Annotated in this window: 19 protein-coding genes and 1 pseudogene; 17 read left to right on the plus strand and 3 right to left on the minus strand. The window is 57.7% G+C overall.

Annotated elements, in window-relative coordinates; all coding sequences use genetic code 11:
• Nucleotides 1-8: 8 nt before the first annotated feature.
• Complete coding sequence (locus tag KZO83_RS02755; RefSeq protein WP_247619670.1) at nucleotides 9-1157, minus strand: PD-(D/E)XK nuclease family protein; 1149 nt, start codon at nucleotides 1155-1157, stop codon at nucleotides 9-11.
• Nucleotides 1158-1465: 308 nt separating this feature from the next.
• Between KZO83_RS02755 and KZO83_RS02760 the strand changes: the two genes are divergently transcribed.
• The 9 genes from KZO83_RS02760 to KZO83_RS02800 all read left to right on the plus strand — a co-directional run bounded on the left by KZO83_RS02760 (nucleotide 1466) and on the right by KZO83_RS02800 (nucleotide 12403).
• Nucleotides 1466-2470, plus strand: a complete 1005-nt coding sequence (locus KZO83_RS02760; protein ID WP_247619671.1) for a TRAP transporter substrate-binding protein — start codon at nucleotides 1466-1468, stop codon at nucleotides 2468-2470.
• 72 nt (nucleotides 2471-2542) lie between these two features.
• Nucleotides 2543-3061 (plus strand): TRAP transporter small permease, encoded by a 519-nt coding sequence (locus tag KZO83_RS02765; RefSeq protein ID WP_178998018.1) that lies wholly within the window; start codon nucleotides 2543-2545, stop codon nucleotides 3059-3061.
• Nucleotides 3058-4338, plus strand: coding sequence for a TRAP transporter large permease (locus KZO83_RS02770; RefSeq protein WP_247619672.1), 1281 nt, complete (start codon nucleotides 3058-3060; stop codon nucleotides 4336-4338). The genes KZO83_RS02765 and KZO83_RS02770 overlap by 4 nt, the downstream gene beginning before the upstream one ends.
• 14 nt (nucleotides 4339-4352) lie before the next feature.
• Nucleotides 4353-5552: an alpha-hydroxy acid oxidase gene (locus KZO83_RS02775; protein ID WP_247619673.1), complete on the plus strand. Its 1200-nt coding sequence runs from the start codon at nucleotides 4353-4355 to the stop codon at nucleotides 5550-5552.
• A 63-nt stretch (nucleotides 5553-5615) separates the two neighbouring features.
• On the plus strand, nucleotides 5616-6284 hold the full coding sequence (locus KZO83_RS02780; RefSeq protein WP_247619674.1) for a GntR family transcriptional regulator: 669 nt from the start codon (nucleotides 5616-5618) through the stop codon (nucleotides 6282-6284).
• A gap of 108 nt (nucleotides 6285-6392) precedes the next feature.
• A complete protein-coding gene (locus KZO83_RS02785) occupies nucleotides 6393-8783 on the plus strand; it encodes a DNA/RNA helicase domain-containing protein (RefSeq protein ID WP_247619675.1) in 2391 nt (796 codons plus the stop codon).
• Nucleotides 8784-8890: 107 nt separating this feature from the next.
• Nucleotides 8891-9259, plus strand: coding sequence for a nucleotide pyrophosphohydrolase (locus tag KZO83_RS02790; protein WP_247619676.1), 369 nt, complete (start codon nucleotides 8891-8893; stop codon nucleotides 9257-9259).
• Nucleotides 9260-9583: 324 nt separating this feature from the next.
• On the plus strand, nucleotides 9584-11353 hold the full coding sequence (locus KZO83_RS02795; RefSeq protein WP_247619677.1) for an ATP-dependent nuclease: 1770 nt from the start codon (nucleotides 9584-9586) through the stop codon (nucleotides 11351-11353).
• A gap of 18 nt (nucleotides 11354-11371) precedes the next feature.
• On the plus strand, nucleotides 11372-12403 hold the full coding sequence (locus tag KZO83_RS02800) for a DNA cytosine methyltransferase (protein ID WP_247619678.1): 1032 nt from the start codon (nucleotides 11372-11374) through the stop codon (nucleotides 12401-12403).
• Between the two features lie 62 nt (nucleotides 12404-12465).
• Here the strand turns inward: KZO83_RS02800 and KZO83_RS02805 are convergent.
• Together KZO83_RS02805 and KZO83_RS02810 are read right to left on the minus strand one after the other, a co-directional pair.
• A pseudogene (locus tag KZO83_RS02805) lies at nucleotides 12466-13488 on the minus strand (integrase core domain-containing protein); the annotation flags it as partial.
• A 248-nt stretch (nucleotides 13489-13736) separates the two neighbouring features.
• Nucleotides 13737-15533 carry a sigma-54-dependent Fis family transcriptional regulator gene (locus KZO83_RS02810; RefSeq protein WP_247619679.1) on the minus strand — a complete coding sequence of 599 codons (1797 nt, stop codon included), beginning with the start codon at nucleotides 15531-15533 and terminating at the stop codon, nucleotides 13737-13739.
• 270 nt (nucleotides 15534-15803) lie between these two features.
• Here KZO83_RS02810 and KZO83_RS02815 point away from each other — a divergent pair, with 270 nt between their 5' ends.
• The 8 genes from KZO83_RS02815 (at nucleotide 15804) to KZO83_RS02850 (ending at nucleotide 25446) form a co-directional block, all read left to right on the plus strand.
• Nucleotides 15804-16331, plus strand: a complete 528-nt coding sequence (locus KZO83_RS02815) for a 2,4'-dihydroxyacetophenone dioxygenase family protein (protein WP_247619680.1) — start codon at nucleotides 15804-15806, stop codon at nucleotides 16329-16331.
• 8 nt (nucleotides 16332-16339) lie between these two features.
• The gene (locus KZO83_RS02820; protein ID WP_247619681.1) at nucleotides 16340-17158 is read left to right on the plus strand and encodes an SDR family NAD(P)-dependent oxidoreductase; all 819 of its coding nucleotides are present in this window, start codon (nucleotides 16340-16342) and stop codon (nucleotides 17156-17158) included.
• Nucleotides 17158-18174 (plus strand): alcohol dehydrogenase catalytic domain-containing protein, encoded by a 1017-nt coding sequence (locus KZO83_RS02825; RefSeq protein WP_247619682.1) that lies wholly within the window; start codon nucleotides 17158-17160, stop codon nucleotides 18172-18174. The genes KZO83_RS02820 and KZO83_RS02825 overlap by 1 nt, the downstream gene beginning before the upstream one ends.
• Nucleotides 18155-19441 (plus strand): MFS transporter, encoded by a 1287-nt coding sequence (locus KZO83_RS02830; protein WP_247619683.1) that lies wholly within the window; start codon nucleotides 18155-18157, stop codon nucleotides 19439-19441. The genes KZO83_RS02825 and KZO83_RS02830 overlap by 20 nt, the downstream gene beginning before the upstream one ends.
• Before the next feature lie 64 nt (nucleotides 19442-19505).
• Nucleotides 19506-20960: a carbohydrate porin gene (locus KZO83_RS02835; protein ID WP_247619684.1), complete on the plus strand. Its 1455-nt coding sequence runs from the start codon at nucleotides 19506-19508 to the stop codon at nucleotides 20958-20960.
• Between the two features lie 91 nt (nucleotides 20961-21051).
• Nucleotides 21052-21594: a 2,4'-dihydroxyacetophenone dioxygenase family protein gene (locus KZO83_RS02840; protein ID WP_247619685.1), complete on the plus strand. Its 543-nt coding sequence runs from the start codon at nucleotides 21052-21054 to the stop codon at nucleotides 21592-21594.
• Nucleotides 21595-21700: 106 nt separating this feature from the next.
• A complete protein-coding gene (locus KZO83_RS02845) occupies nucleotides 21701-22729 on the plus strand; it encodes a zinc-dependent alcohol dehydrogenase family protein (RefSeq protein ID WP_247619686.1) in 1029 nt (342 codons plus the stop codon).
• 35 nt (nucleotides 22730-22764) lie between these two features.
• Nucleotides 22765-25446, plus strand: a complete 2682-nt coding sequence (locus tag KZO83_RS02850; RefSeq protein ID WP_247619687.1) for a bifunctional acetate--CoA ligase family protein/GNAT family N-acetyltransferase — start codon at nucleotides 22765-22767, stop codon at nucleotides 25444-25446.
• Nucleotides 25447-25448 lie beyond the last annotated feature (2 nt).

The raw sequence follows: 25448 nt of genomic DNA on the forward strand, positions 1-25448 counted from the left end.
TATTGGCTTCAGGCTTCAGTCAACAAGGTTGCCTTGCGCCGGACTTCATCGGTCAGCGTCTTCAGGGCGTCATCGTGCTGCAGCAGCTTGAGCGCGTCACAAACGGCGCGGCGAATAGCGTCGCGTTGTTCTTCCATGGTGGTCGTCCCGCGCAGCACGTCGAGCAGGGGCGTCTCCAGGTATAGAGGGTGATAGCGATTGGCCGGGCGTTCCTCGAGGTGATCGTAGAAGCTCCAGCCTTTGCCTGGCGTCAGCTCTTTAAGCTGGTTCACGAGCTTCTGATAGCTCGGCAGTTGCGGGTAGATGTCGTGCAGCTTGACCGAGAAGTCGAGAATGACGTTCAGCATCACCCGGTCGGTCTGCCGGTTCTGCACCAGGTGGTCGCGCCCGTCGAGAATCACCCCGACGAACAGCCCCGGCATCCAATGAAGGGGCCCGTCGGCGGGGATCAGCTCGAACCCCAGCCGGCCCCAGCGCGTCTTGGGGCTGCGTCCTTCATAGCGCTCCGCGAGCGGCCATTTCTCGTACGCCAGCGGCGTCAGCGTATCCGCCAGTTGCTCCGGCAAACGCCACGCTACCGGATAGAACGCCACCGCCTGATGGCTGATCGGCGCCGCCGGATGCAGCCCCTCGTGCCGTAGCAGGGCCAGGAAGCTGGCGATATGAAAGTGCTCCGCCGGGTCGCTCAGCGTTTCGTGGCGTGCCTCGAGTAGTTTGTACACGTCCTCCCAGCACAGGCAGCCGTGCGCTTCCGGCCGATGCTGACCGGTATTGGCGGAGACCACGATCACCCGCGCGGACTTGCCGGGAAACTCCGACGCCGCCAGCTCGCGATACTTGTTCACCTGCTCGGCCAAGAGCGGCGCATGCACCTTGTGCTCGAAAAGTAGGGCGCCGCCCGGCCACTGGGCGAGCATGTCGAGCCGCGCACCCGGATAGGGCGCTTGTGTCTCCCAGGTGATGTCCTGATCGGTATCAGGCAGCTCAAGGCGATCTGCCTCCGGCACATGGGTCATGACGGTGTCGAGAAAGGCATCGGCCACCTCGCGGGAATTCCGCAGCAGCCAGGCGAAAATCTCGGTGAGGTAATCCTCGAGGCTATCGCGGCCTTCTCGGGGGCGATAGCGGCGGAGGCTGACCAGCAGGGAGTCGTCCATCGATGCAGTCCTGGCAGTAAAGGGAAGGGGCGCCATGTGTCACGGCGCGCAAGGCGCGTAAAGGTACCTCGGAAAGGGCGCGATCCCAAGCCCGGTGGTCATTGTGAAGGACCATTGCGAAGGGGCCATCGCTCTCTCCTGACCTGCACGCCTCGACCTCCCTATTCATCGCCAGTACAAGCGCCAGACGTTTGGATTTAGACAAAAGTCTTTCTAGGCGCTCTCCAAAGTGAATACTAGTATATCAGTTGGCTCCATAGAGAGCCTTCGATGCCAGCGCCTGTATCAGCTAACGGGGAGCACAACAAATGACACACTCACTCTCAGCCATCATAGGCCGCACTCTGGTTGGTTCCGCATTGCTGGGAACGACCATGTTTGCCGGACATGTCTACGCACAAAGCACGGCGACCATCAAGGTCGCGAGTTACTTCGCGGAAGATCATCCGCAAAACGTGGCTATCCGCGAAAAATTCAAACCGTATGTCGAAAGCCATTCCGACATGCAGGTGAAGATCTACCCCAACAGCTCGCTCGGTGACGAGCGGCAATACACCAATGGCGTCAGAACCGGCAGCATCGAAATGGCGATTGCCGGAATGGGGCTGCAGACCGCCAAGCCGCAAATCGGGTTTCCCGAGTGGCCCTTCCTGTTCGAAGACTATGATCAAGCGCAGTCGATGCTGAATGGTCCTGTCGGCGAGAAAATCGATCCCTATTTCCGTGAGCTGGGTGTAGAGCCCCTGGCGTGGACGGCGAATGGGTTCCGGGTTTTCTCGAGCAAGGAAAAAATCGACAGCATGGACGACTTCGATGGCTTCAAGCTGAGAATGCCCAACCTGGAACTGTACGTGGACGTGGGGCAGGCGTTAGGCGCCAATGTGCAGACCATGGGCATGTCCGAAGTCTACCCGGCGCTCGAGCAGGGAGTGATCGACGGGCAGGATAACCCTCTCGCCACGCTTTATCGCTCAGGGTGGTACGAGGTACAGAACAATGTGCTGGAAAGTCGGCATATGTTCAGCCCCAACGTGTACCTGATGAACCAACAGTTTTACGACAATCTGAGCGATTCAGAGAAAGACGTCATCCAGGAAGCTTCTCGCCAATCCATGGAGATGGAATGGAATTTGATGCGTGAATCCGCTTCCGAGATCAAGAAGGATCTCGAGAAGGCTGGCCTGGAAGTGACGGAGCCGAGCCAAGAACTTCACGATGAAATGGTGAAGGCCGTTCAGCCGATCTATGACGACTTTTACAGTCAGTATGATTGGGCTGAAGACATGGTCAACATGGTACGTGAAGGCTCCTGAGGTTCGTCATATGAATGCCATGCGAACTCCTGAAGTTCGCATGGTAAAACCGAGTGGATAAGGGGTGGTTTCATGTCGATGACGACCTTGTTCGGTTTCTTGAAAAAATCCATCAGGCTGGCCATTGCCGTGGCACTGGTGCTGATGGTGGGGTTCGTCTTTACCAATGTCGTGCTCCGCTATGCCTTCGATAGTGGGCTGACATGGTCCAGTGAGGTGGCGCGATACCTCTTCGTATGGGTCGTTTTTCTGGGCTCCATCCTCGCCGTGGTGGAACATAGCCACCTGGGCGTAGATATCCTGGTGCGCCACATTCCCGGCTGGCTTCAGAAGCTGTTTTTCCTGCTGACGACGGCCCTGACCGTGGCGGTGATGACGCTCGTGGTCAAAGGGCTTTTGGCCCTGATCGAGCTGAATGTGGGGATTACGGGCCCCGCCACCGATATTCCCATCAACAATTACTATTATGCCGGCATGATTGCGGCCATTTTGATGTCCGCGGTGATGGCATACCAAGCATTGAGCTTTGTCCTGACCGGGCGAAATGGTCCCTCGTGGGCATATGATCATGATGAGGAATCCACGTCATGATGGTTGTCGTTTTTCTCGCTGTCCTTTTCTCATTGATGCTGATCGGCATGCCGATCGCCTTTGCCATGCTCAGCTCCGCCGTGGTGATGATGTGGACCCAGGACATGTTCAATGTCACGACACTGGCCGAGCACTTCATCACCGGGGCCAATAGCTTTGCCTTGATGGCCATTCCCTTTTTCATCCTGACCGGCGAGATCATGAATGCCGGGGGTGTTTCCAAGCGCATCGTCGACTTTGCCTCGTCACTGGTAGGCCATGTGAAAGGCGGCCTGGGGTATGTCGCCATCGTGGCCGGTGTGATCTTTGCCGGGTTATCCGGCTCCGCCGTTGCCGATACTGCGGCGCTGGGCTCGATCCTCATTCCCATGATGGTGGCGCAAGGCTACGAGAAGAAGCGCTCGACCGCGCTGGTGGCGTCCGTCGGCATCGTGGGCACCGTGATTCCCCCGAGCATCCCCTTGATTCTTTACGGGGTCGTGGGCGGCGTCTCGATTACCGGGTTGTTCATGGGTGGCATCGTGCCCGGTATTCTCATGGCGATCGGCATGACGTTCACCTGGTGGCTGGTCGCGCGCAAAGCTGATACCAAGCGGCTCGAGCGTGCAAGCTGGCAAGCGCGGCTTCACAGCTTCAAGCGTGCCTTCTGGGCCTTGCTGCTGCCCCTGATCATCATCGTCGGACTGCGTGGCGGCGTGTTCACGCCGACAGAAGCGGGCGTCGTCGCCGCGGTATACGCGTTCTTGATCAGCCTTTGCTATCGAGAAATTCGCCTGACGCAGCTTTTCGATGTGCTCACCAATACCGCCAAGACCACGGCCATCGTGATGCTGATCGCCTCGGCGGCCATTGTCACGGCATATGCGATCACGGTAGCGCAGGTTCCCGCCCAGATCGCGGCAGGGCTCACGAGCATTACCGATAGCCCGACCCTGATGCTCTTGATCATCATGGTCATACTGCTGCTGTTCGGCTGCGTGATGGACATGACACCCGCCGTGCTGATTTTCGCGCCCGTGCTGATCCCGGTGATCGAGCAGCTCGGTATCGATCCCATCTACTTCGGTGTGGTGATGATCATCAACCTCTCCATCGGCTTGATCACACCGCCGGTGGGCACGGTGCTCTATGTGGGGTGCAGCATCAGCCGAATCAGCATCATCGACATTTCGCGCGGCATATGGCCGATGCTGTTGATGTACGTGGCGATCCTGTTTGCACTGATTCTCTTCCCCGAGATCGTGACCTATCCCTTAAGTATTCTGCACAACGGTTGAATGATGGAGCTGACATGAAAAGAATCATGCCGCGTAGATGGCGCTACGATCAGGCACTGAGCATCGCGGAGCTTGCCGAGATCGCACGCCGACGGCTTCCGAACTTCGTCTATGAATACATTCATGGCGGTGCCGACGACGAAGTCAGCCTGCTCAATAACCGGGCCGTCTTCAACCGCTACCGGTTCACGCCCAAGACGCTGACCGATGTCAGTCAGCGGGATCTCGGCCGAGAATTGTTGGGCCACCGGGTGAGCATGCCGGTCGTGATCGGGCCGACGGGGTTCAACGGCATGATCACCCAGGACGGAGACTCCAAATTGGCCCGCGCCGCGGCGGACCGGGGCATTCCCTTCACGCTGAGCAATGCCTCGACCGAGCCGCTGGAGGAGATTGCCAAGGTTCCCGGTGGATGGCCATGGATGCAGATCTACTTCTATCGCGACCACGACTATGTGAAGAACCTGGTCGACCGCTGTCGGGCGTCGGGCTACGACACCATCGTCGTGACCACGGACAGCGCCATCTACGGCAACCGGGAGTGGGACACGCGCAATTACGCGCGCCCCTTCGTGCTCAACTGGCGCAACAAGCTGCATGTGTTGAGCAGGCCCGGCTGGATGAAAGATGTGCTGTATCCGCATGGCGTGCCGACCTTCAAGAACCTGGGGGATCTGTTGCCGCCCGAGGATTCCTCCGTGCAGGGCGCAGCCGCCGAGATAGGCAAGCACTTGATGCCTTCCCTGAACTGGGAGGACATTCGCTGGCTGCGGGATAACTGGTCCGGCAACCTGCTGATCAAGGGCATCCTGTCGGTGGAAGAAGCCCGCACGGCGGTGGAATACGGCATCGACGGCATCGTGCTGTCCAACCACGGCGGGCGCCAACTGGACAGCTCCGTCTCGCCGATGGAGATCCTCCCCGATGTCAGGGCAGCCGTCGGCGATGCGCTCACCATCTTGCTGGACGGCGGTTTCAGGCGCGGCAGCGATATTCTCAAGGCGGTACTTCTGGGAGCAGACGCGGTATTGCTCGGCCGCACGACGCTCTACGGGCTCGGCGCAGGCGGCCAGGCGGGCGTCGATCATGCACTTGGCTTACTGCACAAGGAGATGGACCGCACCCTGGGGCTTCTCGGATGCAGCAACCTGCAGGAGCTTGATCGCTCCTTGATACGCGATGCGTGCGCGCCGCCAACGGTTAGCCCCGCATAGGTCGGAAGGGTAGGATGGGCGGTAACAGAGCGTAATCGGCCGCGTCAGCCAGGAGCCAAAAGCATGATGAAAGGGGTGCAGGAACGGTCGTCGAGTGATCGGGCCTATAGCGATATACGCGACAAGATCATTACCACCGTACTGAAACCCGGTGAAAGGATTCATGAAAAAGCGCTGTCGGAAGAGTTCGGCATCAGCCGCACGCCGATTCGCGAGGCCCTGATGCGACTGCGCTACGACGGTTTCGTCGATATCTTCGCCCAGCGCGGCACCTTCGTGACGCCCATTCGTCTCGAAGTCGTCAAGGCGGCCCACTACACGCGCTCGGTGCTGGAATGCGCCCTGATACGCGACGCCGCCATGCAGTGCAGCGACCGCGATGCTCGAGATCTGTGCGACAATCTCGAGCATCAGCGGCTCGTGTATCGGCAAGGGCAATACTACAAGATCGAAACCCTCGACGAAGAGCTTCATCAGAAGATTGCCGACATCGCTGGGCAACCCTCAGTCTGGCAAATCATTTACCACGTTCAGCTGCATATCAACCGAGTGCGGATGCTGTTTCTCAACGAACAGCGCGTGCCCGCCATCGTCGAGGAACACACGCGGATCATCGACGCCATCGCCAACCGCGATCCCGACGCTGCGGAAATCGCCATGAAAGCGCATTTGCAGTACATGGATGAGAACATCCAGAAGCTCGCCGAAAGCTACTCGGAATATCTGTCTTGAGGGGGCTTGCCCTGCGCTGATTTATTATCGATAAGCCTAGGTGGCGTGCTGTAAGCTTACATTGTAAGCGTGTTGGTATACTGATGGTTTTAAAGGAATTCCTGGGTAATGCTGGTCTATAACGCCACCAAGCAGCAGTTTATCGATGATGTGCGTGCGAATGTAATAAGCGATGCCATCGAGAACGAGGTGGCGCGCAGACTGAACCGCAACTCGCCGCGTGGTGAGGTGACGTCGTGGGAAAACTCCCTTCGCTTCATGATGAGCGTTCTGCTCGATGAGGGAATTCCCGCGTCGGCCGGGGTGGCCATCGAGTACAACATTCCGCTGACCAATCGCCGCGTGGATTTCATCCTGACCGGCAAGAATCACCAGCGAGACGATGCCGCCGTCATCGTGGAACTGAAGCAGTGGCAGTCCGTCGAGGTGACCAAAAAGGATGCCATCGTGCGTACTCAGCTTGGTGGCGGTGTCCGCGAGACCAATCACCCGTCGTATCAGGCATGGTCCTATGGCGCGCTGATCGAGGACTACAACGAGACGGTACGCTCCGAATCGATCCGCCTGGTGCCCTGTGCCTACCTGCACAACATGAAGCAGGCCGATGCCATCAATGATCCCTTCTACGAGCACCACACAAGCCGTGCGCCGGTCTTCATCTCGCAGGATGCCCTGAAGCTCTCGGAGTTTCTCAGCCAGCACATCAAGTACGGCGACAGCAACGACATTATGTATCGCATCGAACATGGTGTGATCAAGCCGAGCAAGAACCTGGCGGATGCTCTGGCATCGATGATGCAGGGCAATGCCGAGTTCCTGATGATCGATGAGCAGAAACTGGTCTATGAAACCGCGCTTGATCTTGCTCATCGTGCGGAAAAAGGCGGCAAGCAGTGCCTGATCGTCAAGGGTGGTCCGGGCACCGGCAAGTCGGTGGTGGCCATCAATCTGCTGGTGGAGCTGACGAAGCGCGAGATGATGACGCAGTACGTGTCGCGTAACTCGGCCCCACGGGAAGTCTTTAAGAAAAAGCTGACCGGTACGCGCAAGAAGACCCACATCGATAACCTGTTCAAGGGCTCGGGCAGCTACGTTAACGCGGAGCCGGATACCTTCCATGCGCTGATCGTCGACGAGGCGCATCGGCTGAATGAAAAGTCCGGCATGTACCAGAACCTGGGCGAGAGCCAGATCAAGGAGGTGATCGCCGCCTCACGCTTCTCGATCTTCTTCATCGATGAAGCGCAGCGCGTGACGCTGAAAGATGTGGGGACGGTAGAGGAGATCCGGCGACGGGCGGCGGAGTCTGGAGCCGATGTCCACGAGCTAGAGCTGGCGTCGCAGTTTCGCTGCAACGGTTCGGACGGTTACCTGGCATGGCTCGATCACGCCCTTCAGATTCGCACCACGGCCAACACCGATCTGGATGACATCGACTACGACTTCCAGGTGTTCGATGACCCGAGCGCCATGCGCCGGGCGATTCTCGATAAGAACCGCAAGGCCAACAAGGCACGCATGGTGGCGGGCTACTGTTGGCCCTGGGCGAGCAAGAAGGACAAGCACGCCATGGACATCGTGTTTCCCGAGTATGGCTTCGCGGCCCAGTGGAACCTCGATGACGACGGCATGCTTTGGGCCATCGCCGAGGATTCTGTCGTTCAGGTCGGCTGCATCCACACCTGCCAAGGACTCGAATTCGACTACGTCGGCGTCATCATCGGCGACGACTTCGTGATTCGTGACGGTCGCGTGGTGACGGACGCGGGGAAGCGGGCAGGGCAGGATCGTTCCGTGCATGGCTACAAGAAGATGCTCAAGGAGCAGCCCGAGCATGCCCGCGCCATTGCGGACCAGATCGTCAAGAACACTTATCGCACGCTGATGACGCGGGGCCAGAAGGGCTGTTACGTCTATGCCACGGATCCCGAGACTCGCGAGTACTTCGCAGCCTTTGCTCGCTCTCAAGCAGCGACAGAGCGACTGGACGCTTCCGAGGATGCCGAGATGCTGGATGGCTTGCATCTGCCCATCGTGACGCGTGACCAGGCAGCACCGTTCGAGCGCCATGTGCCCGTGTACGACTTGAGCTTCGCCGCTGGCGAGTTCAGCGAGATGCAGATCGCCGACGCCGAGCACTGGGTCGAACTGCCGGACTTCATGCGAGTAAGCCCCGACCTGTTCGTCAGCCGGGTAGTGGGGGAGTCGATGAATCGGCGCATCCCCAATGGCGCCTGGTGCCTGTTCCGTGCCAACCCTGGTGGCACACGGCAAGGCAAGGTCGTCGTGGTGCAGCATCGCGCCATCGAGGACCCCGACCACGGCGGCAGCTTCACGATCAAGCTGTATCAGAGCGAGAAGATCGAGGAGTACGGCGAGTACGTGAACCAGCGAATCGTGCTGAAGCCCCAGACCAACGCCTTCGGTTACAAGGACATCGTGCTCGAAGACGAGCTTGAGGATCTGAAGGTCATCGGCGAATTCCTCTCCGTGCTGTGAGCAAGCAGGCGGCCGGATAGCCGCCTATACCGATGTAGGCTAGATAGCGAGCGGCAGAGCAGGCATGCTCACCGCTATCCGATACCGCAGAACCAGGTGAGCCCTAGATGTCAGACCCATTCAAGCAGCTCCGTGATTCCATGGACCAGTTCGCCACCGAGCGCGACTGGGACCAGTTCCACTCGCCCAAGAACCTGGCCATGGCGCTGACGGTGGAGGCAGCCGAGCTGCAGGAGTGCTTCCAGTGGCTGACCGAGGCGCAGTCCAGGGAGCTGGATGAGCAGCAACTGGCCGCCGTGCGCGACGAAATTGCCGATGTGCAGCTCTATCTGATCCGGCTGGCGGGCAAGCTGGACGTGGATATCGAAGCGGCATGCCGGGCGAAGATGGAGAAGAATGCGGAGAAGTATCCCGCCGACCAGGTGAAGGGAAGTGCGAAAAAGTACACACATTACGTTGATGGTGAAGCGGATTGATGTGGGGCTGCCCCTGATGCTGTTGGCCGAAGTAATCGCTGTGGCCGATGAAAGATCGGGCAATTGAGGAAGTAGGACAGATCAGCCTGGAGATCGAGCAGGCACGGAAGACGCTCAAGCAGACAGGGACGGATACCGACTAGCCGGAAAGGTAGCGGCGAGGTGGTACCAGGGCGGAAGGCTTCAGGGATAGGAGGTCCCCTTGAGTAAAAGGGCTGTATTTGCCCAGGATTTAATAAAATAAAAAAGAGATAAATATCCGCGTAAATTTCTTCGTTTCATGAAAATGCGAAAGTAAATATTTTGAGAACTGCAGGGAATAGCATGAGTAATTGTGAGCAAAAAATAAAGACGTTAGTGGATATTGTTTATAACTTTAAGCCAGGCTCGCAGCTTAAGAACTTTATAGGAAGCGCGCGATTCCCGAATTTCAAGGGCCTAGAGAAAGATTCAGAGATAAAGTTCGACTTTCCGTTTACTGCAGTCGTAGGAGCAAATGGATCGGGGAAAAGTTCTGTTTTACATGCTTTACATGGGATGCCTGAGGGCGAGAGTACTGCGGTTTACTGGTTCTCAACTGAATTAGACCCAATTGAAGCAAAGAGGAATAATCCGCCGCGATACATATATTCGCATTGGCACGAAGAATATAAGAATTATGTAGAGACCAGAAAGGCACGTGTCTATAGTACAGTCAGGAAGTATGAGTATTGGGAACCAACTAAGGCTACCAAAGGCGACGGTATGGCTAGTATGCCGTCTGGAAAATATTCAAGGAAAGATCAAGATAGATGGAATCCCGTTGTTCGGCAGGTTGTTAACCTGAACATGAGGAGCGTAGTTGGGGCTTTTGATAGGGCTTTTAGTTATGGGCTTCCCTTGTCAGATTTACGAAAAAAACATGCCGAGATGAAAGCCGGGGCGAAAAGAATTAAACGTGTTTTGCGAGAGGGGATTGAAAGCTGGCATGTCAGCGGAGGGCCGGAGAGAGTTTTTGAAAACAGAGTTTTAAGTAATGAAGAAGTTAGCTGGATCTCTTGTATTCTAGGCAGGGAGTACAAATCCGCCTATTATCTAAGGCACTCCCTTTATTCTGGGCAAAAAAGTGAAGATGTTAGTGTCGTTTTTGATAGGGGGATAGAGTACTCAGAGGCTTTTGCAGGGAGTGGTGAGGTCTCAGTAGTTGAGATTGTAGTTAATGTTCTCTCAGCTGATGATTACGCCCTCGTTCTTATTGATGAACCTGAGACATCTCTGCACCCAGGAGCTCAAAGAGAACTCCTGAGCTTTCTCCTCGAACAAATTAAAAGAAAAAAGCTACAGGTTGTAGTTTCAACTCATTCGATGGAGTTTTTATCAGGCTTGCCTGATAAGGCAATAAAAGTGGTGGAGGCGCAAGATAATGGAAAATCTATCATATTAAACGAGTGCTCTCCCTATGTGGCCCTAAATAGGCTTGGCAAAAAAACCGGAAAGAAGGCCATTTATGTAGAGGATGTTTTGGCCAAAGTCTTGGTTGAGCATGCGTTAAGTGCAATGGACCATGGTGAAGTAGAGGCATGCGAGGTTGTAGTGGCGCCAGGTGGTGCGAATGAGATTTTGTGTTATCAGGTGCCTGGGCATATTATATCAGGGAGCGACTGTTACGTTCTTTTAGATGGTGATCAGAGGAACGTTCATGAGTTCACAAAACCAAGCTCTATACCTGACTCCCAAAGTCATCAATTCGGTGGTATAATACTTGCGGAAGTGGGTGTAAACCCCAAATTCTCACTAAGTGGCGGTAATAACCCCAAGGGAACTCAGAAAGAAAAAATAGAAAAGCAGAAAGAGTATCTTGAATGGGTTGGAAAGCGTTTAAGGTATCTCCCCTGTCAATATCCGGAAGAATTTTTTTTGGAAGAGATTTTTGGTATCGCTCCAGGTAGCTTTCAAGATTCTGATGCGGCTAAGCTGGGGCTGAGGAAACAGCTTCCAAGCAGCTTAGGTCCCGGCGAAGAAGCCGTGGCGCTCAAAGTTTATTTGGATAATATTCCTGAAAGTAATGCCACTTTTGTTGAGATAAGACGGCAAATTAGAGAATGGCTTGGATGAGGTCTTTTAAGTTTAGCTATGGTTAAAGATAAACAGTTAGTTGCTATAGACCTTTTTAGCGGCTGCGGTGGCTTAAGCGAAGGCCTGAAACATTCAGGCTTTTCTGTTCTTGCCGCTATAGAACTAGACTTGAAGGCGGCTGAAACATACAGACTGAATCATCCAGAAGTCTCATTGCTGAATGAAGATATAAAAAGAATTGATCCTGTTGAGCTTATGGAAAAGCTTAATGTGAAGCCGGGTGAAGTTGATCTTATTGCTGGCTGCCCTCCATGCCAAGGCTTCTCTAGGCTAAGGACTAAGAACAAGTCAGGTTCTGTAAGAGATGAACGCAATGACTTGATTGAAAGTTTTTTTGTTTTTGTTAACGCAATCAAGCCAAAGTGCGTAATGCTTGAAAACGTTCCTTCTATTGCGGACGATGATAGGTTTTTAAAAGTGTATGAGGAGCTCAATAAAGCTGGGTATCAATGTGTTTACGATGTCTTGGATGCCTCTGATTACAATGTTCCACAGCGCAGAAAAAGGTTGATATTGCTTGGCTCTAGAGTTGGCAAGGTGACTCTGGCCGAAAAGAGCTTGAAGAAAAATACAGTCAGGCATGCTATAGAAGGCTTAGGAGCTGCCGGTGATAGCGGCGACGAGATTCATGACATGCCTGAGAAAAGAAGCAAGGAAGTCAAGAACATCATATCGATGATACCTAAAGACGGTGGGAGTAGGTTTGAGCTCCCAGAGAAGTATCATTTGGCATGTTACAAAAGGAGCGGAGGCTTTAGGGATGTTTATGGGAGAATGTCATGGGATAAAGTTTCACCAACCATTACAAGTGGGTGCCACAATCCCTCAAAAGGTAGGTTTTTGCACCCAGAAGATAATCGTGCAATAACTCTTAGGGAGGCTGCTATTTTACAGGGATTTCCTGAGCAATATAGGTTTATTTCAAGCCATGGTAAAGAAAGTATTGCTTTAATGGTGGGGAATGCTTTGCCACCCCCCTTCATAAGAGCCCATGCTGACTCATTAAAAAAATTGCTGATGGACGGCTAGTCGAATTTTGAATGTACAGTGATGGTGTTCGCCTGACACATGCCCCCGTGGGCTCCCTATAGTTAAGCAGTGTTTTCTGCCGTTTTCCTGGGCTCCTTCTTCGTCCCCTTGGGGAGTCCTTTCTTGAAGACGGCATAGGGCGTCGTCCCCTTCATGTTGCGGCCCTGATGCGGCCGTTTCGTGTTGTAGATGACCAGATAATCGTTCAGGTCCTGCTGCATCTCTTCCAGGGCCTCGTACCACTTGGTGCGCCCCTGGATGCGGAAGTGCTCGTCCAGCAGGGTGCGGTGCAGCCGCTCGACGAAGCCGTTGCTCTGCGGTCGCCGAACCTTGGTGGTGCGGTGCTCGATCTCTTCGAGTTGAAGGAACAGCTCATACGGATGCTGATCCTTCCGGCCGCAGAACTCTCGGCCGTTGTGGCTGAGTACCGTGCTGACTTTGGCGTGGGCCTCGAAGAAAGGCAGTACGTCGTTGTTGAGCACATGTACTGCCGTGGTGGGCAGTTTGCTGGTGTAGAGGCGCCCCCAGGCGTAGCGGCTGAAGCAGTCGATGACGGACTGCAGATAGACCTTGCCGACCCCCTTGAGCGTTCCGACGAAGAAGGTGCCACTCGCCGGTGTGGTGGACTTCGATATGCTGTTCACGGAACTCAGGGCTAAAGCGTTCGAGCTGGCGTACCTGGTCTTCAGTGAGCTCGATTTTCTACTCACGCGTGGCGCGCTCGAGTCGCAGCAGGCGCTCATGACGGGTCACAAATCATGGCGTCCCTAGACGCCTCTGACGCCCGTAGAGCTGACCTGGATGCCACGTAGCGCCAGTTCTTGAGCGACGCGAACCGGACCGTGGGTGGGGAAGGCCAGTCTGTGCTCGAGAATGGCCGTTTTGATCTCTTCGCTGACGCAATTGCGGTGTGGTCCCCGCGGCCCGGGAAGCTTGTCGACGAGCCCATCGGAGCCGAAGGTTTGATAGTTGCGCCGTATCTCATAGAACTGCTGTCGCGAGTAGTCCATCAGCTTGCAGTCCATGCTTACATTCTGCAGACCCTTGGCCAGCTTTAGGAGGCTGAGCTGGCGCTGTGCTACTTTTTATTCGCTGGCCTTAGTCGTTTCCTTATAGTTTTACGGCCGATCTTCAGACATTTTCCCTACAGTCCACGGGGAGCGCTATGGCCAACTCGCTTTCAGTGGTCAACTGTCAGGTAAATACCGTCACATCTCACACAAACGTCTCTGCCATCAGGGTAAAGGAAGAGGAAACCCGCATCGGCGGTGGAGCAAGTTCTGGAACCTACGTCGGTGAACGATGCTATAAGCGTCTGCCCTTCTGGCGACTCTTATGGTCTTCGTGGGTAGCGGTACGCGCCAGGATCCAGTTCCAGCTTTTGAAGCCGGTAGGCCAGCTTGGCCCGTGTGATGCCCAGTTCACGGGCGGCGAGGGAGACGTTGCCTTCGGTCTCTCTGAGTATTCTTTCGAGCATTTCTACTTCTTGCTCGGCAGCGGGCTTGCTCGTCGTGTCAGATCTTTTGACCTCAGCGGAGTCGGCGGGGCTGGCCGTCTCGAGATCTCCCGCGTCGTTGATTCGTAGTTTGGGGCCAGGGTTCGAGGAGAAGCCGGTGTCCTCGAACAGGTGGAAAACATCGATCGGCCCGCCATCGATGGCATTGATGACGCCTCGTTCCACCAGGTTCTGGAGCTCGCGGATGTTGCCGGGATAGTCATATTCCAACAGGGCGTCGGAGGCCTTCCGGGTAAGCCCGGTAATGGATTTCCGATAGCGCTCGGCGTAGTGGCGTGAAAAATGCTCGACCAGCAGCGGGATATCATCGCGCCGTTCCCTGAGCGGTGGAAGGCGGATAGGGAAGACGTTCAGGCGGTAGTAGAGGTCCTCTCTGAACCGGCCAGCCTGCACCTCCTGGAAGAGATCCTTGTTCGAGGCGGCGACGATCCGAACGTCGACCCGGATCGACTGGCCCCCGCCTACGCGTTCGATCTCGCCGTCCTGCAGCGTGCGCAGCAGCTTGCCCTGGGCTTCCAGACTCAGTGACGGGATTTCATCGAGAAAGAGAGTGCCGCCATCGGCGCGTTCGAAGCGTCCGGGCCGGCTGCGTTCCGCCCCCGTGAAGGCGCCTTTTTCCACGCCGAACAGCTCGGCTTCTATCAGTGTCTCGGGAATTGCCGCGCAGTTGAGGGCGACGAAGGGGCCATCGGCCAGCAGGCTGTTACGGTGCAGTGCATTGGCGAAGAGATCTTTGCCCACGCCCGACTCGCCGTTGAGCAGCACGGTAGCTGGTGTGGGGGCGACGCGTTCGATCTTTTGCAAGGCAATGCTGACAGCGGCAGACACCCCCACGATTCTTTGGAAGTCGCCTCCGGTGGGGGTGCCCCCGGGGGAAGACGACATCTCGGTCTTTCTGCGAGAGGTGCGAGTCGGTGTCTCGGTGTTTGGCAGCGTATGCCGATCGAGCTGCAGCCAGCTGAGATCATCGATGTCGTCCATGCGCTCATTGGTCGTTTCACCCACGATACGGCAGTGCGAAGAGCCACAGCCGGCGCATTCGAGCTCACGGTAGATCACGCGCTTGCCATAGAAAGCGCTGGCATAGCCACTCGCGTAGCCGAGCTGCATCCAGCAGATAGGCTCCGGAGAAAGACCGTACGCCTTGATGTGCTCGGCGGCTTCGATGGAGTCATGCCAGAGAAACTCCGCATCGAAGGTGCCGTTCGGAATGTCGTGATCGCGGCGTATCGTCTCGACCTTCACCATCCCCATCACTGCATGTAGGCGCTCACCCGCGGTCAAGACCCCGGCATCGTCGCTATCTGGCCAATGTTTTCGCACGAACGCGGCATCCGAGGCGCCGGCCGAGAAGCCGACTCGCATCAGCAGGTCGCGTGCGCCGATGGGCCCCAGGGCCTCGATCAGCTCTCGACGCAAGGCGCCAAAAGAGTTGGCGCCGAACAGCAGCATGCGGCGGGTATCGAACCAGATCCGTCCGTCGTTGGGTGTGAAGCGAAGGCTCTCCGTCAAATCGTGTAGCGTCGGCGGATCTCCGGTATGCAGCGAATCTTCGACAGAATTGGCTCGCTGAGCTTGCGCAGCGATCTCCGAAAGGCGCAGTTTTCTGGGCATATATTTACCCTACCAAAGTCGCAGGAATTAATTCTATCCGGCCTCAGTTTTCAAAATTTTTTGTGAAAATAATGAATTTTATAAAGCCTAAAAGAATGCGCTTTATCTTGCCGTTATCCATTGGTCTTTAGGGCGAGTGATATTTTGCTTTCCCAATGGGGGGTTATGCCTATTACTTATACAAAGGTCTATTCCTATTTGTTGGTGGCATACCGCTTGCTCTTAGTTAATGGGAAAGCAGTATGACTTAGCATTTAGAGGAGAAAGACCATGTCGAATGCACCCGCAAGCAATGCTTATAAAATCGTCGAAGTACCAGAGCCGATGAAGGCAATGCAGGATCGATTCGGGAAAGAGGGGAGTTACGTCGGGCTCTCGGAAGAGGAAAGTCCGTGGGTTCCTTTTGGCGAAAACGCTGCCATACGCCATCTCGCTTTCGATGTCAGGAACAATGTTTACTGCAATATTTTGTGGATAAAGGGACCTGGCGTCATTGGCACGCACAAGCACCGTGGCATGGTCTGGGCCGTCGGCATGGAGGGGAGTTTCCGCTATCTGGAGTACGACTGGACCTGCGGGCCCGGTGAATTCATCACCGAAATGCCTGGTCAGGCACACACGCTGGTGACCGATGAACCGAATGGCATGAAAGCGCTTTTCTGGATGCAGGGGGCCAATGAATTCTATGACGAAAATGGGGAATGGGCAGAGACTCTAGACGTCTTCTGGTTCATCAACCACTACGTAACCTACTGCGAAGAAAACGGCATTCCCATCAACGAACAACTGTTTCTGTGAGGAATGTCATGAGCTTTTTTGAACGGTTCAGCGTCGAGGGGCGCTCGGCATTGGTCACGGGCGGTGCGTCGGGTCTGGGGCTCGCGTATGTCGAAGTGTTGGCGGAAAACGGCGCCAGGGTCACGCTCGCGGATATTGATATCGAAACCGCGGAGCGTGAAGCAGGTCGATTGAGAGAGCGGGGTTTCGAGGTATACGCCCAGTCGCTCGATGTGGCCGACAGAGATCAGACTGACCTGGCATTCGAGGAACATGTCCGCCGCTTCGACGATCTGGATATCGTCTTCGCCAATGCCGGAATCGACCCGGGCGCGGGCTTTTGGAATCCGGCCGGGTGGCGCAACGAAGAGGGGCAGGTCGATACGCTGGACCCGGCACGCTGGGACCGGACGATCGCCATCAACCTGACCGGTACCTTCAACACCGTGCGCATGGCGGCGAAATACATGAAACCTCGTCGTCGCGGATCCATCGTCGTCACCTCGTCGAATGCCGCCATCATCACCGAGCCCGTGGTAGGGCTCCCCTACATGCCGGCCAAGGCCGGTGTGTCCCACATGGTCCGCCAGTTGGCCCTGGAGCTCGCTGAGTTCGGGATACGCGTCAATACCATCGCGCCGGGCGGTTTTGCCACCAATATCGGTGGGGGCTGGCTCAAAGATGAAGCCGTACGGCGAAGCTGGGACGCCAAGGTGCCCCTCGGGCGAATAGCGGACCCTGAGCAGATCAAGGCGCTCGCACTCTATCTGGCCTCGGAAGCGTCCTCGTACATGACGGGCGCACAGCTAGTCATCGATGGCGGAACTTCTCTCGGGAGGATCGACTGATGCGTGCTGCCGTCTTTCATGAGTTGTATCGGCCTTTGGAAATCCGTGAGCTTCCGGATCCTACGCCGGGCGATGACGAAGTCGTCATCCAGGTGAAGCGCTGTGGAATCTGCGGCTCGGACCTGCACATGACCGAAGACGCCGTGTTCGGTCTCTGCCCCGGCGATGTGCTGGGGCACGAGTATGCCGGCGAGGTCGTCGCCTGCGGCACAGCGGTCGACAATCTGCGCCCGGGGCAGCAGGTCTCCGTCATGCCATTCCGAAGCTGCGGGCGCTGTCTCTCCTGCCTGTCGGGGGATCCGGCCTGGTGTCGACAGATGGTGCTCGAAGGCGGGGGCTATGGCGAGTACGCGGCCACCGCGGCACGCCAGTGCATTGCGCTGCCCGATGGCGTGAGCACGGAGGACGGCGCGATCGTCGAACCCCTGGCCGTGGCGCTTCACGGGGTTCGGCTTTCCGGCCTGCAGCCCGGCGATCGCGTGCTGATTCTCGGCGCCGGTCCTATTGGTCTGGCGGCCGCCTTCTGGGCGCGTCGCTTCGGAGCGAGACAGGTCGTCGTCCAGGATATCGCCCGTTACCAGGAGCAGCGGGCCCAAGACATGGGGGCAACCGGTTTCGTCTGCACGCCAAACGATCCCGTGGGGAGCGCGGAGCGTGAGCTCGGTGGGAAAGCGGACATCGTTTTCGAGTGTGCCGGTGTTCCAGGTCTCATCGCACAGGCCATCGATCAGGTCAGGCCACATGGCACGATTCTGCTCCTCGGCCTGTGTACCAAGCCCGATAGCTTCGTCCCCTTCGCCGCCCTGTCGAAAGAGGTACGCCTTCAAACGGCTGCCTTCTTTTCCCGGCGCGAGTACGAAAGTGCTCTGGATGTGCTCGATGCCGGTGCTATTGAACCTCGCCACTTGATTACCGAGACGGTGCCGCTGAAAAACGTGCCGACGGTATTCGAGTCTCTGAAAAGCCGCACTCGCCAATGCAAGGTGCTAATCAGCCATGAACAACAACAATGCTAATGCCATGCCTAACACGCGCGCCAGCTCACGCTATCAGATCATCCTGGTCGCACTGCTGAGCTTGAACTTCGGTATCGTCTTTTTCGACAGGAATGCGCTGAACTTCCTGATGCCATTCGTCCAACCAGAACTCGGGTTGACGAATACCCAGATAGGCCTGACGGCCTCTGCGCTGTCGATTACCTGGGCCATATCGGGCCTGATATTTGGTGCCATGTCCGATCGCAGCGGGCGAAGAAAGATTTTTCTCATTCTGGCCACCATCATTTTCTCCCTCTGCTCCTTTCTGACCGGGCTCGCCACTTCCTTTCTGCTGCTGCTCGGTGCACGGCTGCTCATGGGGGTTGCAGAGGGCCCCATCCTGCCGATATCGCAGACGGTGACGGCCATGGAAGTGACACCCGAACGCCGGGGTGTGGCCATGGGCGTGATGCAGAACTTCGGGTCGAACCTGTTGGGCTCTTTCGCGGCCCCGGTGGTGCTGGTCGCCGTGGCCTCGGCCTTTGGTTGGCGAGAGGCCTTCTTCCTTGCCGGTATGCCGGGGCTGCTTGCCGCAGGACTTCTCTGGTGGCTGATGCGTGAACCTGGCGTCTCTCCGGTGCCGTCCGCGGTGGGTGACAAACCCGCCTCACGGCGACCGAGTATCAAGGAGATGCTCGCGCACCGGAACATGGTCATTTGCTCACTGATGGCGATCCTGCTGGTCGGCTATCTGGTGGTCTGCTGGTCCTTCATGCCTATCTACCTCACCAGTGTTCGGGGCTATTCTCCCCAAGCCATGGGCTGGTTGATGGGGACTCTGGGCATCTCGGCTGCCGTCGGAAGCTTCGTGGTCAGCGGCATCTCCGACAAGGTGGGCCGTAAGCCGGTCATGATCATTACGCCCTTCATGGGGCTGATTCTGACCCTTGGTGCGATGTACTTCCAAGGTCATGCCTTCATCCTGGCCATTCTGTTTTTCTTCGGTTGGTCCTTGAATGGCATATTCCCACTGTTCATGGCCATCGTCCCGTCCGAGACAGTCGACTCACGATACATCGCCACCGCCCTTGGCTTCGTGTGTGGTATCGGCGAAGTCTTTGGTGGCGGTGTTTTCCCTACCTTGGCCGGTGCTGCAGCCGACATTGCCGGCCAGGCCGCGCCTCTGTGGTTGATGAGCGGTATCTGTGTCCTTGCAGGCATTCTGGCACTGGGTCTTCAGGAGACAGCACCAGCGGTTTTGGCCAAGCGGTCGCAAGAGACTCTAGCCTCGCCATCTCTCAATTGAGTTAAAAGCCGAGTGTCGAAAAATAAAATTTATAAATGCACGCCGATAAAATACAAGGATAATAATGAATCATTCAATCAGTTCACGCCGAAATGTCGAAAGGCAAGATGGCCTTTCTAGTAAGAAAACTCCTGAGTGCAACATGTTGAAGGTTGCCAAGATGAGCTTATTGGCAGCAGTCATCATGGCAGTCTCGTCCAACGCCTGGGCAAGGAACTCGGAAATATCGGAGCGACTCGATGATAATCGAAACGCTTCACGCCTAACCCAAGGAGAGCCCCTTTTCAGCGAGCTGGGAAGAGAGCTAGAGGCTTCCGGAATCACCCCTCATTTATCGCTCTGGTCGCTGTGGGTCGGCAACCCTTCGACGGGGCCGAGGGAGGGGAGCCATGCTGTCACCAACAATATATTTGCCGGTTCTGACTTTGACTTGGAAAATATTCTAAGCATTCCCGATGCCACCTTTCATCTAGAGTATACGTTCTTTCCTGGTAACCAGAATGTAGGGCAGCCTACGGGCCCTGCGTATGCCGGTGCGGCGGGAAGTTATTTTGGGGGATCGCCGGCACGCAACGATATTTCCGGCGGTTACTTGTCGCAATTTTCTTATGAGCAAGACTATTTCGATGGCCGACTGCAGGCCGTGGTGGGGCGTACCAACGCCAGGCGCTATTTCTTCGAGAATAATTGCTCAAGTGTCGTGGCCTGCAATGATCCCATTTGGGATAACGCAACGGGATCGCTCCCGCCACCGTACGCGTCGTGGGGGGCATTTGGGCAGCTTCAGATAGGCAACCATAAGAGTCTGAAGCTGGGTGTCTTTGAATCCGACCCTGGGCAGTATCTGGATGAGGGGCATGGCTTCGACTGGAATCCATCGGATTCCGCCGGGGAAAGTATCCTGGCCGCGATCGGGCACGAGACGACGTTCTCGGAAGAAGCCTACCCGGGCCGATACGAGCTCATCGGGTTCTACAACACCAGCGACCAGTACGATCCACGTACCGGCGAACGTGACGAGAGTGGCACCGCCGGCGTCATGTTCAAGTTTCGTCAGGCGTTATGGCGCCCGGATGGAGGGACACGAGGCATCAAGGATCCAGAATCTCTTCTTGTGTTTGGATCGATCGAAGCGGCGCCTGGTGACAACCAACCCTACCAAGGCTTTGTCGAAACGGGGCTAACCTATTTGAATCCCTTTGATAGGCCTACCGACATGGCCAATATCAAGGTGAGCTATGCCCGCCTGGGGAGTCGTCAGCTCAAGGCGCAGCGCGACGCACGCATGGCAAATGGAGGGTCGGCCGATACCGGATCCAGAAACGTGTATCGTATCGAGACGAATTACCACCTTGGTTTGCCCGGTTATATATTCCTTGAGCCTTCGGTGCAGTATGTCATCAATCCCAGTAACTTCTATAACCCGACAGCGCGCCACCTCAATAATGACGGGCTCGTGGTCGCTTTGCAGTTTGGCATCAATCTCGGCAAGGCCATGGGCTTGACTCCGTCGGATTGAGAACGGGGGCATTGCAATTTCCAGTTATCCATTGCCTAAGGTCTCGCTGTCAGCGGTTCTTGAAAAAGAAGCTAACCATGAGGAGGTAATCATGAAAAACAAAGAAATTATGGACGTTCCACCATCGACAGCATTCAAGGTTGTCGATGTTCCGGACCCGTTTCGAGAGGTTTTTGAGCGTCGTGGTGGTCAAGGAACCTTCATTGGTCCGTCTGAAAAAGATAGCCCGTGGGTCCCGTTTGGGGAAAACGCAGCGATACGTCATCTGGCTTTTGATGTGAGCAATAATGTTTTCAGCAATGTCCTCTGGATAAAGAAACCCGGGGTGATAGGCACTCATTACCATCGAGGACGTATCGTGATGATATGTCTCGAGGGGAGTGCACGCTATCTTGAGTACGACTGGGTCGCCTATCCAGGCGGTTTTATTCAGGAGGTTCCTGGTGAGGCTCACACACTAGTCACTGAGCATCCACAGGGAACGAAGCTCTTTGGCTGGATGCAGGGAGCGATTGATTTTTATGATGAAAATGCACAATTCGTGCAGACTGCGGATGTATGGTGGTTCATCAACCACTATGAAACTTATTGCCGTGAAAACGATATTCCTATTAACCCACAACTCTATATTTGACTGACTTCCAAAGACTTGACCCTGATCAATCCCCATTCCCCAGCCCTTCCTATACTCAGTCGGAGTGCCTGCCGAGTCGCGGTGGGCGTTACCCGGGGAGGGTGACATGAAAGCGCTTGTCTATGAGGGAGTGGGGCAGCGGGCCTGGAAGGAGAAGGAGCGGCCCGCAATCGAGCAACCCACGGATGCCATCGTGCGGGTGACGCATACCACCATTTGCGGCACCGACCTGCACATCCTCAAGGGCGATGTGCCGGCGGTGACGCCGGGGCGCACCCTGGGCCATGAAGGCATCGGGGTGATCGAGGAAGTTGGCGGGGCCGTCAGCGGCCTCGCGGTCGGCGATCAGGTACTGATCTCGTGCATCACGTCGTGCGGGCACTGCGATTACTGCAAGCCGGGCATGTATGCGCATTGCCGCGATGGCGGGTGGATTCTCGGTCACAAGATCGATGGCACCCAGGCCGAGGTCGTGCGCATTCCGCATGCCGCCAACAGCCTGTACCGGTTGCCGCCGGGGTTGGAGCCCGCCGCGGCGCTGATGCTGAGCGACATCCTGCCCACCGGCCACGAGATCGGTGCGTTGAACGGCGAGGTCTCGCTGGGGGATACCGTGGCCATCGTCGGTGCTGGGCCCATCGGGCTGGCCGCCTTGTTGACCTCGCGCTTCTATTCGCCAGGGCGCATCATTATGGTCGACCCGGACGAGAACCGCCTGGCCGTGGCGCGGCAACTGGGCGCGACCGATACCGTCAGTGCCGATCCGGTGGAGACGGTCATGTCGCTCACCGACGGCGAGGGCGTCGACGTGGCCATGGAGGCCGTGGGCATCCCCGAGACGTTCGATACCTGCCAGCGCATCCTGCGTCCGGGCGGACGGCTCGCCAACATCGGCGTGCATGGCCGCAGCGTCGAATTGCGCCTCGAGGAGCTGTGGATCAAGAACGTCACGGTCCGCACCGGGTTGGTGAACACCAACACCATTCCCGTGCTCATGCGGTTTCTCGAGACCGGCGGCATCGATGCCGAAAGCCTGATCACCCACCGTTTCGCGCTGGACGAGATCGAAAAGGCGTACGAGGTGTTCTCGCGTGCCGCGTCGGAAAAGGCCATCAAGATGCTGCTGACCGCCTGATGGCTGCCGCTCGCTGAACGGACCGGAGAGGCTCGATGTCGATTCGCAATCTGGATGCGTTGTTCGCCCCGGCCACGATCGCCCTGATCGGGGCGAGCAACCGGCCGGGCTCGGTGGGGGCGGTGCTGGCACGCAATCTGCTGGAGGCCGGTTTCGCGGGGCCCATTCTGACCGTGAACCCGCACGAGCGGGCCATCCGCTCGACCCTCAACTACCACAGTATCGCCGAGCTGCCGCTGGCGCCGGACCTGGCCATCATCGCCACGCCGGCGGAGAGCGTGCCGGGGCTGATCCGCGAGCTTGGCGAGCGTGGCTGTCGCGCGGCGGTGGTGATCTCGGCGGGCTTCGGCGAGGGCGCGCGCCCTGAGGGCATGGCGCTCAAGCAGGCGATGCTCGATGCCGCCAAGCCTTATTTGATGCGCATCGTCGGGCCCAATTGCCTGGGAATTCTGGCGCCGCACGTGGGCATCAACGCCAGTTTCGCGCATCTCACGCCTGCCAAGGGCGACGTCGCCTTCGTGACCCAGTCCGGCGCGGTGGCGACGTCCATTCTCGACTGGGCCTCGGCGCGCGGCATCGGCTTTTCGCACGTCGTCTCGCTGGGGGCGATGAGCGATGTCGATTTCGGCGACATGCTCGACTACCTGGCCCTGGCCCCCAAGACCCGCTCGATCCTGCTCTACGTCGAGGCGGTGACCGAGGTGCGCAAGTTTCTCTCGGCAGCGCGCATGGCCTCGCGCAACAAGCCCGTGGTGGTGGTCAAGACTGGGCGCAGTACGGCGGGAGCCAAGGCGGCGCTGTCGCACACGGGGGCGCTGGCCGGGGCGGATGCCGTCTACGATGCGGCGTTCCGGCGCGCGGGGATGCTTCGGGTGTCAACGCTGGACGAGCTTTTCCAGGCCGCTGGCACCCTGGCGACCGGTATCCGCGTGAAGGGCGACCGGCTGGCGATTCTTACCAATGGCGGCGGCATCGGCGTGCTGGCGGTGGACGCGCTGGCCGCCGCGAACGGTCACCTGGCCGAACTCTCCGAGACGACGCTGGCACGCCTGAACGAGGCGCTGCCCGAGGCGTGGTCGCATGCCAATCCCGTGGACATTCTGGGCGATGCGCCGGGGAGGCGCTACGCGCTCGCCCTCGAGGCGTTGCTCGACGAACGCGGCGCGGATGCGATTCTGGTCATGAACTGTCCGGCGGCGGTCGTCGATAGCCTGGATGCGGCCCGGGCGGTGGTCGAGACGCTCGGCACGCGGCAGGCGGCGGTGCTGACCTGCTGGCTGGGCGAGGGCGCGCCCGACCAGGCACGGCATCTGTTCGCCGCGCAGCGCCTGCCCACCTACGAGACGCCGGAGCAGGCCATCCGAGCCTTCTCGCACCTGTTCAGCTACCGGCGCAACCAGCAGGCGCTGATGGAAACGCCCCCGGCGCTGGCCGAGGCCGTTACCCTCGAGCCGGCCAAGGCGGAGGCGGTCATCGACGGCGTGATCGCGGCGGGGCGCAGCGTGCTGACCGAGCCGGAGGCGGTGGCGGTGCTCGCGGCCTATGACATCCCCACGGTACCCGCCATCGTGGCGCGGACCCTGGAAGAGGCCAGTCAGGCGGCGCAGCGGCTGGGCTTTCCGGTGGTGTTGAAGATCCTTTCGCCGGATATCTCGCATAAATCGGATGTCGGTGGGGTGCAGTTGAATCTGGCCTCGTCCGGCGCCGTGACGCAGGCCGCCGAGGACATGCTCGCGGCGGTGCGGCGTGCCCAGCCCGAGGCCCGTGTGGAGGGCTTCAACGTGCAACCGATGATCCGCCGGCCGGGCGCGCATGAGTTGATCGTGGGCGTCGCCGAAGACAGCCTCTTCGGGCCGGTGATCGTGTTCGGCCAGGGCGGCACGGCGGTCGAGGTCATCGGCGACCGGGTGGTGGGGCTGCCGCCGCTCAATCCACTGCTGGCGCGGGACATGATCGCCTCGACGCGCGTGGCGCGATTGTTGCGTGGCTATCGAGATCGCCCGGCGGCCGACCTCGAGGCCGTGACCGCGACGCTCATCAAGGTCTCGCAACTGGTCAGCGACCTGGCGCGCGTGGTCGAGCTCGACATCAATCCGCTGCTGACGGATGCCAGCGGGGTGATCGCCCTGGATGCGCGCATCGTGGTCCGCGCTGAGGGCGACCAGCGCAAACCCCTGGCGATTCGGCCGTACCCGCAGCAGCTGGAGGAAGAAATCGAGACGCGGGCCGGGCAGCGTTACTGCCTGCGCCCCATTCGCCCCGAGGACGAGGGCGCGCTGGTCGAGATGCTGCGCAATTCCACGCCGGAGGATGTGCGGCTGCGTTTCTTCGCGGCCATCAAGCTCTTCGATCATGCCTTCGCCGCGCGCCTGACGCAGATCGACTACGACCGCGAGATGGCCTTCGTGGCGACCTTGCCGGGGGATTCGGCCATCGTCGGCGTGGTGCGGCTCTCCGCCGACCCCGACAAGGAAAAGGCCGAGTTCGCGATCATGGTGCGGAGTGACATGAAAGGCACCGGCCTCGGTTATCGGCTGATGGAGCAGATTATCGGCTACGCCCGCGAGACCGGCATTCGCCAGATCTTCGCCGATGTCCTGCGCGACAACCACCCCATGCGGCAGATGGCGGCGGAGCTGGGGTTCGTGACGCAGCCCACCGGCGACACCGCGGACACCGTGACACTGAGTCTCGATCTGACACGATCCGGGCCGTAACG

This window comes from Chromohalobacter moromii, assembly GCF_023091865.1.
GTDB lineage: Bacteria > Pseudomonadota > Gammaproteobacteria > Pseudomonadales > Halomonadaceae > Chromohalobacter > Chromohalobacter moromii.